Origin of the sequence: Sorangium sp. So ce693 (assembly GCF_051521375.1) — a bacterium.
Lineage (GTDB): Bacteria > Myxococcota_A > Polyangia > Polyangiales > Polyangiaceae > Sorangium > Sorangium atrum.
On record NZ_CP150347.1, the window covers coordinates 10,946,278 to 10,962,275 of the forward strand.

8 protein-coding genes are annotated in these 15,998 nt (G+C 72.7%); 7 read left to right on the top strand and 1 reads right to left on the bottom strand.

The annotated features are described in order from the left end of the window. Window positions 1-320 precede the first annotated feature (320 nt). From WMF14_RS40855 to WMF14_RS40885, 7 genes are all read left to right on the top strand, one after another. Window positions 321-1,760, top strand: a complete 1,440-nt coding sequence (locus WMF14_RS40855) for a hypothetical protein (RefSeq protein WP_437795498.1) — start codon at window positions 321-323, stop codon at window positions 1,758-1,760. Then, on the top strand, window positions 1,757-3,961 hold the full coding sequence (locus WMF14_RS40860; protein WP_437795501.1) for a hypothetical protein: 2,205 nt from the start codon (window positions 1,757-1,759) through the stop codon (window positions 3,959-3,961). Before WMF14_RS40855 ends, WMF14_RS40860 begins: the two co-directional genes overlap by 4 nt. 353 nt (window positions 3,962-4,314) lie before the next feature. Then, entirely contained in the window at window positions 4,315-5,016 is a 702-nt protein-coding gene (locus WMF14_RS40865) for a hypothetical protein (RefSeq protein WP_437795504.1), read from the top strand. Between the two features lie 30 nt (window positions 5,017-5,046). Next, window positions 5,047-6,117, top strand: coding sequence for a hypothetical protein (locus WMF14_RS40870; RefSeq protein ID WP_437795507.1), 1,071 nt, complete (start codon window positions 5,047-5,049; stop codon window positions 6,115-6,117). A 23-nt stretch (window positions 6,118-6,140) separates the two neighbouring features. Then, window positions 6,141-6,779, top strand: a complete 639-nt coding sequence (locus WMF14_RS40875; protein WP_437795509.1) for a hypothetical protein — start codon at window positions 6,141-6,143, stop codon at window positions 6,777-6,779. Between the two features lie 617 nt (window positions 6,780-7,396). Further along, window positions 7,397-7,918: a hypothetical protein gene (locus WMF14_RS40880; protein WP_437795512.1), complete on the top strand. Its 522-nt coding sequence runs from the start codon at window positions 7,397-7,399 to the stop codon at window positions 7,916-7,918. Window positions 7,919-8,118: 200 nt separating this feature from the next. Beyond that, a complete protein-coding gene (locus WMF14_RS40885) occupies window positions 8,119-9,741 on the top strand; it encodes a tyrosine-type recombinase/integrase (protein ID WP_437795515.1) in 1,623 nt (540 codons plus the stop codon). A 311-nt stretch (window positions 9,742-10,052) separates the two neighbouring features. On the opposite strand, the gene WMF14_RS40890 is transcribed toward WMF14_RS40885, so the two are convergent. After that, complete coding sequence (locus WMF14_RS40890; RefSeq protein ID WP_437795518.1) at window positions 10,053-15,455, bottom strand: hypothetical protein; 5,403 nt, start codon at window positions 15,453-15,455, stop codon at window positions 10,053-10,055. Between the last annotated feature and the right edge of the window lie 543 nt (window positions 15,456-15,998).

Sequence of the window (15,998 nt, forward strand, 5' to 3'; positions counted from 1 at the left end):
CGGCGCCCCAGGAGCACGACGCCGAGACCTCGCTCGCGGAGCTCGCCGGCGAAGGGTCACGAGCTCAGCGGCCTCCGCCTCGATCCCGCGGCCGGTCCGCAGGCCGTGGCGCCACGCCCCCCCAAGCACACCTCTCCGGTTCCGTGACTGTCCGCGCATTGAGGACGGACAACCTGGCGCTCGGGGCGCGATCCCAGGGCCGAGCAATGTCCTAGCGCTTTGGTGGGGACGCTTGCTTCTGGAGAATGTGCGGGCGAGCGTGCGCGAGCGAGAAAAATCGCGGGGTGGAGGCAATGAGCATGGGCGAAAGATCCAGGCCGATGCGATGGAGGACGATCCTTGCGGTCGCTGTGGCCGCCCTGGCGCTCGGCGCGGCAGGGGCCGGGTGCTTGTGGAAGTTCGGGGACGACACGTTCGGGAGCTTCTGCGCGGCGGCGGTGGGCGGCGAGGAGCACTGCGTGGGCGAGAATCAGGGGCCGGGCGCCGCGTGGGCCCAGGCCGAGAAGGACGGCGCTCTGCCCATCGAGGTGTGGGCCACCTGGCCGAACAACAAGACGCCGGAGGAGATCGTCGCGAGCGAAACCTCGCTCGGCGTCTGGTTCGGCCACATCGACGAGGCGATCGCGTACGTGCGCGAGGACGCGAGGAACGCCGAGTCCCTGCGGGCGACGCTCGCGGGCAAGCTCGCGCGGCTGCTCGACGAGGCGAGGGACCGCCAGAGGGTGCTGCTCGCGGAGGCGCCGGTCGACGCCGCGGGCAACTTCAATAAAGCAATGATCGACAAGGCCAGCGCCGAGCGGGAGCCGCTCGCCGCCGCGCTCGCGGCCGACAGGCAGGCCATGGCGGCCGTGCAGGCGGTCTTCGACCAGGCTCGGAGCGACGTCGCGCCGCTGCGATCGAAGTACGCGGGCGTCGCGGCGCGCTTCGCCGCGTACCGCGCGACCGAGGCGGCGGAGACGGCGGCGTACGCGACGCTCTCGAAGCAGGCGTCGCGGTCGGACATCGACGGTCTCGACAGCGTGGAGCAGGCAGTGCTCGCGGCGGCGCGCGAGGCGAGCCGCTCGCCCGGCGAGCTCACCGCGGAGATCCTGAGTTGGTCGGCGACGCTCCAGGTCTTCGCGGCCTCCTTCGATGAGGCGATGGCGCCGCACAGGGAGCTGCTCGCGACGCACGGCGCGGTGCTGCCGGACATGACGTCGGGCGCGCTGCGCTCGCTGAACGCGATGCTGGGTTACGTGAAGGGTCGCGTCGCCCGGAGCGACGCGACCGCGTCGGCGCTGCTCGGCGGCATCGCGCTGCGCCGGCAGGCGCTCCGCGTGCTGCAGATGGACGAGGGTGCGCGCGAGGCCGTCGCAGGGGCGCGGACGCGCAAGGCGTCGGACGCCTTCGAGCAGCGTGCGCGCGCGCAGGTCGCGGCGCTGTCGGCGGCGCCGCCGGTGAGCGAGAAGCTCGGGCTGCCGCTCTTGGCCGAGCGGTGCGGGGAGCTCCTGGCGCTGGCGCAGCTGCGGCCGCTCTGCGAGGCGGCGGGGTCGTCCTGGCGCGAGGCCGGGTGCGCGGAGCTTCGAGGAAGGTTTGACGCCGCGGAGGCCGAGCTCAGGACGGGGGTGCCGCAGAAGATCGCGGCGGGTCTCGCGGCGCTGCGGGAGAAGGGCATGGCCGCGGCGGAGCTCGACGCGGCTCAGGCGAGGCTCGACGCGGGGGACGTCAAGGGCGCCGCGATCGCATATGACGCCGCCGTGCGCGGCGCGGAGGGGACATGAGAGGCTCCAAGGACGTTGCGCTGCGCCGCCGGAGCGCCGCGGTGTTCCAGAGGCTCGTTGCGCTGGTCACGGCGCTGGCGGTGCTGGCGCCGTCGTTCGCGTGGGCCGGTACGCCGTACAGCCTCGACTGGGTCACCACCTCGTTCAACACGAGGTGCTTGACGCCCGAGCTCGACGACCCTGGAGCGCCTTACTTCCACGTGAACCAGACGCCGCTCCCCACCTACGAGGTCCCGGGCGAGTTCGTGTTCAACGCCGACGGCTCGGAGAGCAACCGGATGGAGGCGGCGTTCGATTCGGTGCTGCTCGTGATGGGCATGAACGACTTCCATTTCCACGTCAGCAGGAAGGGCGGCGACAACACGTGCGTTGACGCGCGCGAGGTGGTGCACCTCGTCTCGGAACCGCTCGGGCTGAACAAGCCGCTCTTCGACGTCCGGCACCGCGGGGTGGCGTTCTCCGGCGCCACGACCCTCGACCTGAGCCTTGCGGAGATCAACCCGGCGCTGGCGCGCGACATCGAGATCCTGCTGGCCGAGATCGCCAAGGAGCGCGCGGCGCTCGTGGCGAACGCACGGGCCGTGGGCCTGCTGGCCGAGAAGATGGACCTGCTCCAGCAGCTCGACACCGAGCTCAAGGATCTTGTCGGCCGGCCGCTGGACGAGATCTCGCGGACCGACCTCGAGGCGATCCTGGACCGGTATGAGGACGCGGTCGCGTCGGAGACGCGCGCGGCGATGGAGCAGCTCGTCGACGACCTGAAGAAGAGCGTCAGTGATCTCGAGGACGAGGTCGCGCGGCTGATGGACGAGTTCGGCGCGCAGGCCGACGAGGTGGCGGACCTGGCGACGGAAGACGCACGCGCCGAGGGGTGGGACCCGGACGACCCGCAAGCGTACGCGCTCGGGGAGAGCGAGGTGCCGTGGGTCGAGGTGCCGGACGTCGCGGGGCTCGACGGGGCGTTCGAGGAGGGGCGGGATCCCTACGCGGCGTACGCGGACGCGGTGCTCGCGGCGCTGGAGGCGGACGTCAGCGGCCGGGTGGTGGTCCTCCGGGCGGACTTCGTGGCGAACGTGCGGGCGTGGCGGGCCAACAGCGCGGCGCTGGAGATCGCGCTGCGCGACCGGATGGGCGTGTCGCTCGCGGAGACCAACGCGTTCCTGAAGGCGCAGAACCGGATCACCGGGTTCGTGCGGCAGTTCATGGATGCGTCGGACTGGTTCATCGAGACGCCGATCCCGCCGGATCTGCGGGTGCAGGTGGACACGGTGCTGAAGCCGCGGTTCGGCGCGCTCGCGGACCAGATGAAGGACAACCTCAACCTGTGGACAGGGGACGGGTTCGATCTGGAGCAGACGCAGCTCTACCAGACGATCAGCGCGTTCGCGGGGGCGATGTCGACGGTCGCTGAGGGGTTCGAGGCGTACGCGGAGGTGATGCAGACGCTGGTGCACGCGACGACGCGCATCGGGGTCGGCTTCGTGCCGGTGGTCGGGCCGGCGCTCGATCTGTGCGAGGCGGTGACGGGGAAGGCGTGGTGCCTGCCGTCGGGCGAGGAGCTCAGCGACGAGGAGCGGATCTTCTCGGGGATGGGATTCGGACTCGGCGCGGTCGGGCCGATGTGGCGCGCGGTCAAGATCAGCAGCGGGCTGCGGCCGGCGGCGATCCGGGTGGCCGGGGAGATCGCCGAGATCGAGGAGGTGTTCGCCAAGATCGTGAAAACGAAACGCGTCCGGGGGTACAAGAACCTCCGCGGGGCGATCACCAAGTTCGATGTGGACATCTTCGAGAAGAAGGCGGCGAAGTTCCTGGTGGACGACGGCAGGTCGCTCGTCGGGGTCGGCGACGATGGTGTACGCACGGTGCTCGACATTCCGAGGGAATCAACCACTGGTGGGTATGAGGGGAAGGCGCCCGACTTCCTGTCCATATCCATCGGGCACAAGCTGACGGTGAGCGAGGCCAAGGGCGGGAAGATCGAGGTCGACACGGTGCGCAAGCAGCTCACGAACGCCATGAAGGCGCTGAAGGATAAAAGGCTCGATGGAGACGTGGCCCGATACGAGCTCATCATGGAGCAGGGGGCGACGTTTGATGACCCGAATATCACGGTTCGGGACGGCTACCTGTTCAACTGGAAGACTGGAAAGAACGTAACCTTAATAGACTCCAACAAGTTCATCATGGTGATCCGGCTATGAGCCAATCACAACCTTGGTTCTATGCGTGGTGTGACGAAGCAGAACGGCTCGACGGGTTCGCCGCGGCCCTCTCGGCCCTCGTCAACCCGGGGGCTCTCCTCAGCCTGATGATGAGCCACCAGCAAGGGTGCGAGACACGCTCCGTGGAGGAAGTGCTCGCGATGATCCGCGCTCACTTCGGAGAAACGAACAACGCTCACCTAAGCTCTGGCGTGAAGCTGAACGGTTCCGAGTGCGCCATCCCGTTCGGTCTCAAGTGCTACACCGACGAAAGCGAACGTCTCCATCCTTGGGGCCCGCTCCGCTTGACTGCGGGCTCACGCAAGTGGGATTTTTACCCCTACGAGCTCGCGGTGAGCAGGGGCCCCCGCTCCGTGGAGGCCGAGGCCGCAGCCGCCTACCACGTGGTCCAGGGCGACGTGGAGGACCTCCTGCTCCGCCTCTGCGCGCCGGACGCGAGCGGGCGCGTGCCGACCGGCGCCTGCACGGACAAGGAGGACTGGCTCGCCCCGGTCGCGATGTGCGCGACCTACAACGCGAACGCCGCGGAGCTCGCGCGCGACCTCGCGCTGTCATGGGTGAGCCTCCACCACAAGGAGAGCGTCCCGCGCATCGCAGGCATGTCGCTTTCGGCGCTCCGCGCGCGCGTCGACGCCGCGCCGCGCGGCGCGCGTGTGCCCATGAACAGCACGAGCGAGCTCACGGGCTCGCTCTCGCGCGAGACCGTCCTCAAGGCGCTCGCGACGCCGCCGGCCACCCTGCTCGAAGCGCTCGAGGCCGCGGCGGTGCCAGATGACGCGTGGCGCGAGGCCGAGGCCAAAGCGCGCGAGCTCGTGGAGCTACGCCGCCAGCTCGACGACGAAGACGCGGGGGAGGTCCCCCCCGCCTTCTGGGTGGACGTCACGACGCGCGGGCACACCCGCTTCCTGGAAGAGCACGCCCCCTTCCACGTCCGCCGCCTCCCGAGCGGCGGCGTGGTGCTGGCCACCCACCCCTACCGCACGCTCTGGCCGCTCTGGGCCGACGCACTCTTCGTGCTCGGCCTCATGTCCTGACGCAGGCTACCTCACGAGGATGATCGATCGATGAGAGAAGGTCCGTTCTTCTTCGCCTGGTGTGACGAGGCACAGAGGGTCGATGCGTTCGGCGCGGCGCTGTCGGCCCTCATCAAGGAGCCACAGTACAGCATGCGCGCGATCATGGACCACGACACGGAATGCAATACGATCTCCGTGGATGAAGTGGTCGCGATGCTCCGAGCCCACTTCGGACGCACCGACGCGGAGACCTACTTCGTCGCATCGTTGAGCCAGGAGCACTTCGTCCATTGCATCCTTCGCTGCTTCACCGACAAGAGCGAGCGTCTCAAGCCGAAGGGGCCCATCCACGTGCACCCCCGCCACATCGAGGACTTTCCCCTCACGCGGATGGACCTCGCTTTGGACCGCGGCCCGCGCTCCGTGCAGGCCGAGGCCGTGCTCGCGTGGCACATGGCGCTGGAAGACATCGAGGACGTCCTGCTCCGCCTCTGCGCGCCGGACGCGAGCGGGCGCGTCCCGACCGGTGGCTGCACGACGGCGCGCACCTGGCTCGCGCCGGTCGCCCTTTGCGCGACGTACAACGCAGACGCTCGTGACCTCGCGCGCGATCTCGCCCTCTCGTGGATCTGCCTCCACGACAAGGACAGGGTGTCGCGCACCGCGGGCCTGTCGCTGGATGCGCTCCGCGCGCGGGTGGAAGCCGCGCCGCCCGGCGCGTGCGTCGCGCTACGACATGCGGGTGCGCATTCGAGCTCGCTCTCCCGCGAAACCGTCCTCAAGGCGATGGCAACACCACCCTCCGCCCTGCTCGAAGCGCTCGAAGCCGCGGCGGAGACACCAGACGGAGCGTGGCGCGCCGCGGAGCCGCGCGCGCGCGAGATCTACGAGCGGACGCGGCAGCGCAGGGAGAGCGATGGAGGGGGCGCGGAGACAGGCAGCAGCTCGGCCCTGTCGGAGGTCGAGATCACCCTCGACCACTTCGAGTTCCTTGTCGACCACGCCCGGTTCTACGTCCGGCGCCTCCCGAGCGGCGGCGTGGTGCTGGCGACCCACCCGTACCGCACGCTCTGGCCGCTCTGGTCGGATGCCCTCTTCGCGCTCGGCCTGATGCCCTAACGATCCCGCTCAGCCGCCGCGGCGTGCCCGCCTCGCTCGAGCGCATCGACCTAATCGTCGAGATCGCCGGCCGGCGCTTCAAGGAGCGATTCGCCTGCCCCTGCGAGCCGAACAGCGAGACGACGTTCTCGTGGGACGGCAAGGACGCCTCCGGGCCCCCCCTCGAAGGCGCGCAGCCGGTGACGGTGCGGGTCGGCTACGTCTACCGGGGTGTCTACATGGAGCCCGCGGAGCGCAGGAAGGCGTTCGCGGCGTTCTCGAGCACCCCGATCGTCGGCACCAGGACACGCGACGATGTCACACTGTGGAAGGTCTGGCGCGGGGCGCTCGGTATGCTCAGCGCTCGCTCCCAGGGGCCTCGCGGCTGGATGCTGAGCGAGCACCACGCCTACGAGCCCATCGGGCGGGTACTTCACCTCGACGACGGGCGGCGTCGCCGCGCCGGTGCGCTCGGCAACGTATTGACCACCGTGGCGGGCGACGGTTGCGCAAACTGTGTGCTGAGGGATGGCGAGCGGGCAACGGCGGTGCCGCTCTATGCTCCCTCGGCCGTAGCCGCGGCGACGGACGGCGGCATTTACGTCGCCGATACGTTCCACCACCGGGTGCACCGTGTGGGCACAGACGGCGTGATTGAGCCCCGTGGCCGGCACAGGCAATGAGGGGGATCGCGGCGACGGCGGGCCTGCGGTCGCCGCCAAGCTCGACGTGCCGCGCGGGCTCGCGCTCGGGCCTGATGGCCGCCTGCGCATTGCCGAGCAGGGCGGCAATCGCGTGTGGCGGGGTACACCCGACGGGACGATCGCGACCGTGGCCGGTACCGGCGCAGCCGGGTACAGCGGGGACGGCGGCCCCGCCACGCTGGCCACATCACAGCGTCCGTCGTGTGGCGCCCGACGGCATCATTGACACGGTAGCCGGCACGGGGGCGTGGAGCTTCGGAGGCGAAGGCGGACCGGTCGAACCCGTTCGCCCGATGCGCATGGGTCGCGTTCTACGCGGTGTGCCTACCTTGGGCCCCTCCTCGGTGTCACCTCCGCGCGCGTCGCTGAGGGGGCGCGCAGAACTACCAAATCGAGCCCTTCATTTTTCCCGTTTTTCGGCCCCTCAGCGACGCTTCCCAGAACACCTAACCTCGCGATACGGCTCGATGTTCTTTCCGGACGCGTAGACCGGTAGTTCGCGGCGAACTACCGGTAGCGCAGAACTACCGTTTCGTGCCCCTTCCGGCGGCGTCGGTCACGGTTGCGAACGAACCCAACACGGATGGAGGTACATCATGACACGAGCGGCTCTCGCCCGTGTATCGGCACCCCTTGCGCTTCGTCAGGTGGAACACGGCACACGCGTGGTGGAGAGGACATTCCCGGACGTGCCTGCCCGAGGATCGTGCCCCCCGAGGGGGCTTGCCCATCCCGTCACAGCAACGGCGACGCTCGCGATCCCGCTGGAGGGGCTCACACTCACAGCGCCGCAGCCGGAGATGCTCTCGCAGAAGAACGTCGAGTCGGTCACCGGGATCCCGGCACGCGTCTACCTCGACACGATCCGCGGACCGGGCTTCCCGCTGCCGGTCACGAGGCTTGGCAAGCTGCGCCTCGTCCGGCGCGAAGTGTTCGTCGCCTACCTCCAGGCGCTGGCTGGTGACCCAGCATCGCGCTGTGACGCAGAGGTGGATGAGCGCACACGGGTTGCCGCGGTGCTGGCCTCTGTCGGCCTTGAATCTGTCCCATGCCCGAACACCGACCGGGCGAGCGTTCCTCGCGCAGGGACAAGCCGTGCTAGGCTGCCGCCAAAGTAGAGCGGGCCCGCTCGGCGCAGCGAACGCCGGACGGGCCCTTGATCGACCCCCGCATCACCGGAGACCGACCCATGACTGACGTACCCCACCGACGGGCGCGCGCCAAGCGCTCGGCGTCGTCCCCCACCACATCCCTCCCTGCACCGGCGTCGACCGATCGGCGTTTGCGTTCGAGCCGCTCCGCCGGACGTGCCACTCCGGTGGCGGAAGCAGCGGCGGCCGCCGCAGACTCGCCGGGCTCGGCGAGCACGACGGAGCACCCGAAGCTGGCGACTCGCGCACCCGGCAGGCCCGCAGGAGACAAGCGCGCCAACGGCTCCGGGTCCGTCCGGCTGCGCGGCAAGACGTGGACCGCGCGCCTCAGCCTCGGCGAGGCCGGTCGACCCACGTTCAGCTTGCCGACGTGCCGTACCGAGCAGGAAGCCAACGCGCGCTTGGAGGTGCTGTCCGAGCTCGCCGGGCGCCTGCTCGCAGCCGGCCAGATCGTCCTCGGCTTGCCGCTGCTGGAACGGGCTGCTGCGCGCGAGGGCAGCGCGCTCCGCGACGTCCGGCTTGCCATCGAGCAGCTCTGCAGGGGCGAAGCCCGTGCTCGCGCGTCCGGGGAAACAACCTTCGCTGAGTTCGCCGAGTTGGTTGTTTCTGGAAGGCTCGCCGAGCAATACCCACTGCATGTGAAAGCGCTTCGCCATCCGGAGCAATACCGGCATAAGCTCAATCATGTTCTAGGGGTACTCGGGCCCGTTCCTCTCTCTCGTTTGACGCTCGATCATGCGGATCGCGCGATCTCCATGCTGCCGGGACATCTTGAGGACTCCTCGCGCCAAGGAGTCGCAAAGGTCATTCATCGGATACTCGCGCTCGCGACCTATCCGGCGCGCATCATCGCCAGCAATCCGCTGCCGCGTGGATGGATCCCCAAGGCGGAGGACAACAAGGCCAAAGGCTCCCTCTATCCCGACGAGGATAGGCGCCTCATGGCGGCGGTGGATATTCCGCTGTCCTATCGGATCTATTATGGCTTCCTGATTCGCGAGGGAATGCGTGCAGACGAGGCCGGAAGGCTGGAGCCGTCCGACCTCGATCTCGAGCGCGGCGCCGTGGTGCTCGACGAGAACAAGACAGATGACCCACGCGCCTGGGCACTCTCACCCGACGTCGTGCGCGCGCTTCGGACCTATTTCGCTGTATGTCCCCCGAAGGAGCGTGTCTTCATTGGGCCGAGCGGGCCGCTGCCGGGGCGCAGTGGGGCACACAACTTTCGAAATCACCTGCGCCGTGCTGGCATCGATCGACCCGAGTTGTTCGAGACCACGCAGTCGCGGCTGAATATACGCTTGCATGATACCCGTGCGACTTTCATTACAATCAAGCTCGCGAACGGCCGCACGGAGACGTGGATCTCTGATCGGACCGGGCATAAGTCGAGCCGTCAGATTCACCACTACAAGCGCGCGGCGCGCAAGGTCGCTGAGCTCGGCTTGGGGGACTTCGCTCCTCTGGACGAAGCGATCCCCGAGCTGAACGGCGGGGGCGGCCGTTTAGGAGGAAGTGATCCCATGTCTGCGGGACCGGAGGCGGGCTCGCCGTCGCCGAGCAACGGCGCGTCCCTTGTCCGCGCGCTGCACCACCGAGCGCCGGGCGCGGTCGTTGAACACTCTGGCCAGCCCGCAGCGGGCGCCCCGGTGGCTGCAGGCGGCCCGTTGGGCCCGCGTTGGGCCACGCCGGCGAGCGACCCGACCGCGAATCAGACAGAACATGCTGAAATTATTGATATTTCGTCCGCCTCCGCCGCGTCGTCTCAGGAATCCTGGCGGGATTCCTGACAGGCGGAACCAGCGCTGGGAGCCCGTTGACCTTGCGAGCTGGGTCGATGCGGAGTCGTGTTCCGATCAAGAGTCCGAGTCCGATGGGAACACCGGCGCGGCGCACGCGTCGTCCGGCGAGAGGGCGCGCGCCCCGGGCGACGGAAACGGCATCGGCGGTATCCTCCAGACAGACATCGGCCTGTGGTGAGGGCGGCGCCCCAGGCGCGCCTTGCGCTGGTGCCCGTGCGGACACGCCCAGGCTCTCGCGCTCGGCGCTTGCTGGCTCGGCTCCTCCGCGGCGCGCGCCGGAGCCAACCGGGCAGCCAACTTCACGGCTCTTCCCACGAGGGCTCGACGGCCGGCCGCTCCCGCTCGATGCGCCCGCTCCCCTCCTCCTGCCGCTCGCGGAATGGCGTCGACGCCGGCGGGAAGTCGCGGAGACCGCGGCGGGCTGTGTAGTCGTAGCGGAGGAAGGCCAACCCCGAGACGCGCGGCGAGGTCTCGGCTGGGCTCGGGACGTCGAACAGGAACGTCCCTTCCGCGCCGAGCGAGACGCGGTGCCCGCGCGCGAGCCAGCTCCAGAACGTGAGCCCCGCGGTGAACGCGTCGCGCAGGAAGGCCTCGTCGCGCGCCTCGTTCACCGGCCGGTAGCTCGCGAGCCAGCCGAGCTGGATCCACGGCCACAGCCCCCGGCCGGGGAGCAGGTCGAGGTCGAGCGTCGCGTCGATGCGGTCGAGCGCCGACGGCACCGGGCTCAGGCGCAGCGACGTGCCCGCCGTGACGAGCGCGTCGACGAACGGCCGGTACCGCAGGCGCGCCCCGAGCGAGGCCTGCGTGTCGTGCTTGGCGCCGTAGGACGTGTAGACGTCCTTGTCGGCGCCGGTGAAGCCCCGCAGCGACTCGTCGACCGCGAGCCACGTGAAGCCCGCCCACGGCGAGAGCGTGAGCTCGCCGAGCGGGATGGACCAGAACGCGGTCGCGCTCGCCCTGGCGCCCATGGCGTCGCTGGCGTCCGGCTGGAACACCACGCGGCCGCTCAGCGAACCGCCGGGAACCCAGCCGCTCGAGCTCAGGTCGAAGCGCGCCTCCGCGCCGAAGCTCTCCGGCCCGTCGCGCAGGCGGCCGAACCCCGCGGCCGCGATCCAGGCGCGCCGCTCGATCAGCTCGCGGTGCACGTCGAGGCCGAGCTCGAGGAAGCGGACCGGAAGACGGAAGTCCTCCTCGGTGAGCTCACTGTCGACGAGGCGCGCGTAGCCGCCGACGGAGAGCGGCCCCGGGTCCGGGTCCTCCCCCACCGGGGGCGCCGGGCGGAGCAGCTCGTCCGCGGGCGCGAGCGGCGCGGGCGTGGGCGGCGGAGCGGGCGGCGGCACGCGGGGGCGGGGCGCGCCGCGGGCGACGGCGAGCTCGACGCGGAGCAGCGCCCTGCCGCCGGGCGAGGCGACGCGCAGCACGTGCGGGCCCTCGGGGAGGACGGCGACGCGCGACTCGACCTCGCCGCCGAGCCAGAAGAACGGCTCGCGCGTGACGCCCAGGCGGCGCGCGGCGCGGTCCTCGGAGGCGTCGAGCGCGAGGGAGCCCTCCTCCACCGCGCCGCCGCCGGCCTCGCCGCCGGCACCGTCGAGCGGCGCCACCGAGAAGCGCAGCTGGCCGGAGGGCGTGGCCGCGGCGACCTCGGGATGGCAGGCCGGATCCCCGCCGTCCGCGGGCGCGGCGCGCGCGCGGGGCGACGCGCACTCGTAGGCGGCGCGGGCGCGGATGCGCACAACGGTCGGGCCGACGAACGCGAGCTCCAGCGGGCGCGCGGGGTCGATGTCGTTCCAGGTCGACAGGACGCGGCCCGAGAAGGGCTGCGCCGCGCCGGCCGCGGTCGCGCGGATCCAGCCGAGGACGCTCCGGTCCGCCGGAGGCCGCGCCTCGATGCGGTGGCTGCCCCGCGGCACCTGCACGACGCAGCGGTCCGCCGTCGGCGCGGGCGCCGCGGAGCACGCGACAGGCTCGCCGTCGAGCGCGATCGAGAACGCGCAGGGGGTCTCCTCGCGATCGAGCGCCCGGCAGACGCCGTCGAGAACGATCGCGCCCGGCGCGGCGCGGTCGAGCCGGAACTCGGCGCGCGCGCCGTCGGTGATGAGGAGCGACGCCTCCGGCGCGTCGACGAGCGCGCGCCGCACCCGCACGCGGAGCGGCAGATCGCGATCGGCCCTGGCCCGGATCTCGAGCGTCGCCGTGCCGGCCGTGGCGTCGGCGCGCGGCGGCACGGCCCAGCCGGTCACCGGGGCCAGCCGCGCGAGGGCGGCCGGCGGGAGCTGGACAGGCGGCGACGGCGCGCCCGGCGTGGCGCCGGCGGGAGGAGCGACGGCCAGGCCCTGCGCGGCGTTCCCCGAGGCCGCAGGCGCGGCGCTCTGCTGACCTGCGGAGGCCTCGCGGGCGGCCTCCTGCACGGCGAGCTCGGCGAGCACGAGGGCGCGCAGCGTGAGCCGTCGATCGGGCGCCGGGGCGGCGGAAGCCACGTCGGTCGCCAGGTTCGCGGCCCGGGAGAGCGCCGCGGCGGACCGGTGGGCGAGCCCGATCCGGGTGAAGGCGTCGGCGGCCAGCTGCACCTCGCTGGAGCGCTCGGCGAGGAGGCCGAGCAGCAGCGCGTCCGCGCCCGAGCTGTCGCCTGCCGGGCCCGCGAGCAGCGCGACGCCGCGCCGCGGATCGCCGTTGGCGCGCGCGCCGCGCGCGGCCGCGAGGGGCGCCCGGTCGTCGGGCAGCGGGAGCGGCGGCACGCGCGCGGGCAGGCCGAGCGGGACCGCCACCGGGCTGCCCGGCGGCAGGGAGAAGACCGTGCTCGGCGGCGCGCCCGCGGTCGACGCGCCGGGCAGGTGCGCCGCGCCCCAGGGATCCTCCTCGGCGGGGCGGTCGAGCGCGGCGAGCGCCGGGAAGCCGAGGGCGTCGAGCGCCGCGGCCCGCTGCGCGTGGAGCGCTGCGTGGGCAGGCGAGGGCGCGGCGCGGAGGGCGCGCGTGGCGCCCCGGATCTGCTCGAGCGTGCCGTCGACGGGCGCGCCGTCCGGCGGGCGCACCGGCGTGACGGCGCGCGGCGCGCCGGGCCCGGCGGGGTGCAGGCGCACTGAGGCGCGGAGGAGCGCCGGCGCGTCGGTCTCGACGCGCAGCTCGCGCGCGCCGGCGGGGACCGGGACCTCGATCGAGCCCGTGGCGCCGGCGCGCACCCAGGCCTCGTGGACGGCGGCGCCTGCGCGCACGCGGAGCACGCGCGCGGGGCCGTCCGCCGGGGGCGATGGGCCTTGCGCTCCAGGCGCCATCGCTGCGGCGCCATGCGCTCCGGGCACCGACGCACCGGCTCCAGGCGCCGGTGCTGCGGCGCCCTGCGCTCCGGGCGCCGACGCAGCGGCGCCATGCGCTCCGGACGCCAGCGCCGCCTCGCCCATCACGGCGGGCGGCGCGATGACGACGCGGGCCACCGTGGCGCGCTCCGGGTCGGGGAGCGCGAAGGTCGCTGCGCCGTCGACCCAGGCCCACTGCACGATCTCGCGCAGCGACGCGCACGGAGCGCGCCCGCTGCGCGGGATGCGCGCGAGCGCCGGCGGAGCGCCCGCGGGCCGCTGGAAGGTGCGCGCCCCGGGCGCCACGGCGACGACCGACGTGAGCCCGGCGCCGCCATGCACCGCGGCCGGCGTGCCGTCGATGAGCACCGACGACTCGGGGACCACCTGGTTCGAGGCGCTCCGCAGGAGCACCCGCGCATGGGCCCCCGGCGGCGCCTCGACGTCGATCTGCGCCCGCTCGGCGTCGAGGACCGTCCAGCGAAGCCCGGACTGCGCGTCCACCTCGCAGAAGCCGTCCCTGGCAGCGCGTGCCGACGTGCCGCCTCCCGCGGGCGGCAGCGCGTCTCGCGGCTGCGCGATCGAGCTCCACGCGGCCACGCCATCGGGGATGTCGAGCGCGTCCCACGGGGCCTCGCGCGCCCACGCGGTGCGCGCGAGCGGCGCCGCGCTCTCGACGTCGCCATGGCCGAGCGCATAGCGCTCCGCGAGCGGCGCCCCCGCTGGCCGGCGGCCGTCGCGCGGCGGCGACATCGCCGCGCCCAGCGCGGACACGGCCGCGATGTCGTCCGGGTGCGCGCGGCCTCCGCCGCGATCGCGCGGCGCCCCTACCCCGGGCCCAGCGGGCCCGGACCAGGGCGCATCCGCGGCGCCCGGTTCCGCGTGCGCCGCGGCGAGCCGCGCGAGGATGGCGCGCTGAAGCGACGTGGCGCCCGCCGCCGCGCGGCCCTGCGCCGCCGCATCGCCTCGCGCCGCGGCAGAGGCCTGCGCCGCCGTGTAGGCTTGCGCCGCGCGCGCGAACGCCGCGCCGGAGGAGGGCGCCCACCGCACCGACTCCGCGAGGACGAGCGCCCGGAGCGGCGGCGGCACGGCCGGCCGCGCGGCGAGGTCGAGCGCGGCCTTCGCGGCGTCCGGCGCGGCGGCGCGGTCTGCGGCGGCGAGGAGCCGCGGCGCCTCCGCGTGGACCGGCGCGCGATCGCCGTCGCCGGCCTGATCGCGCCGCGCCGCGCGATCGAGCAGGGCGGCGCGGTCGCGCTGCGGCGCGAGGAGCTCGGCTACGCCGGCGCGTTGCTGGTAGCCGCTGGCGGCGACGGCGACCTCCCCCTCGACGACGTCGACCGTAGCCGCGCGCGCATCGACCGGCAGCGGCACCCGGATCCACCGCGGCTCGCTCCAGCGCACGGCGTCCGCGAGCCGCGACCCGGTCCGAACGACGAGCTCCCGGACGACGGCGCCGCCGGCGCGCACCACGACGCGCGTGGTCCCGTAGGCGCGCGCCCGGAGGGCGATGCGCAGCACGTCCGCGCCGGGCGCGCGGAGCTCGATCCGCGCCCCGGCGCCGAGCGAGCGCCACGGCGTGGCGCGCTCGACGGCCGGGAGATCGGGGCGTTCGCGGCCTCCGCGCGGCTCGACGTCGCGCGCCGCGAAGTACGGCTCAACGAGCGGCCGGAGGAGAAGCGACTCCTCGAGATAGCGCGCGGTGAGCCATGCGGCCGCGGCCGGGTCGAGGCGCGCGGAGGGCGCGCCCGCCGCGGCCGGGGCGGCGAGCGCCGCGCGTGCGGCGTCGACCCAGCGGAGCAGCGCGCCCGCCTCGCCCGGCGCGGTGGCCGGCGCGGGCGCGCGGCCGCCGAGCCATGCGGCAACGTCCTCGTCGAGGCGATACCAGGCCAGCGGCGCGCGCTCCCGTGCGGCGACCCGCACGGCGACCGGCGTGCTCCCGGCGCCGCGTGCGGCGGCCGCGCGCACGACGACGAAGCGCGCGCTCGACCACGTCGGCACCGCGACGTCGCGCGCGCCGGCCCTGAGGGGAGGCAGCGGCATCCAGGTGATCACGTCGGGCGCGCTCCCGACGCCGGAGCCGAGGCCGATCCCTGCGACGTCGCCGCGCAGCTCCAGCCGGTCGCCTGGATCCACGGGCACGAGGAGCACCTGCCCCGCGGCGAGCGCGACAGGCCCGGTGGGGTCGACCGCGGCGGGCGCGGCGCGGTCCTCGTCCGGAGCGGGGGCGCCCTGCTGCGGTCCGTTACTCCACGCCACGACGCGGACGCTGGCAGGCGCCACCCAGGCGAGCGGCTCTGCGGCGGCCGCTTCGCGTGCGCCCAGAACGCCGTGGGCGACTCCGAGGGCGAGCACGAGCGCAGCGGCGAGCAGCGCATGGCGGGCGGCGGCCCCGGGGAAGGCGTCGAGATCCACGACGATTACCCTTGCACCATGCCCACTTACGCCCCGCGCCGTGAGCTACCGGGCTACCCGATTTCCGGGTTCGAGCGCAAGCGCGCGATCGGCGAGGGGGGCCTGCGTTCCCGGGAACCGGTCCGACCGCCCGCGGGGCCCCGGAGACACTCCCGGGCGACCGGTCCGACCGTCTCCGGAACACCGGAAACGCTCCCGGTCGACCGGTCCGACAGCCCCGGAGCACCGGAAATGGTTCCTGAAAGCAATCGAGTCGACGACACCACAGGCCTCTGCGTCATCCAGCCACCGGAAGAGATCTCCCTCCCCCGCATTCGATGACACGCATCCGTTCAGGGAGAAGATCTCTCGGCGGATCGAGGAACGGAACACCCATTTCGACGTGTGAAACAATGTGCAGCACAAAAATCGAGAAACAGCTCAAGGAGAAAACTCCGAATATTCCTCGACCATCGGCATCAACGGTGCGGCGGCAGGCGCTGCGCGGAGGGGATAATCTCGATGGGCCGCCTCTCTGAGACATCGGCCAACACGTTCTCGGCG

Coding starts and splice junctions, on each gene's coding strand:
- WMF14_RS40855 (WP_437795498.1), top strand. CDS start 321: ATGCGATGGAGGACGATCCTTGCGGTCGCTGTGGCCGCCCTGGCGCTC.
- WMF14_RS40870 (WP_437795507.1), top strand. CDS start 5,047: ATGAGAGAAGGTCCGTTCTTCTTCGCCTGGTGTGACGAGGCACAGAGG.
- WMF14_RS40860 (WP_437795501.1), top strand. CDS start 1,757: ATGAGAGGCTCCAAGGACGTTGCGCTGCGCCGCCGGAGCGCCGCGGTG.
- WMF14_RS40880 (WP_437795512.1), top strand. CDS start 7,397: ATGACACGAGCGGCTCTCGCCCGTGTATCGGCACCCCTTGCGCTTCGT.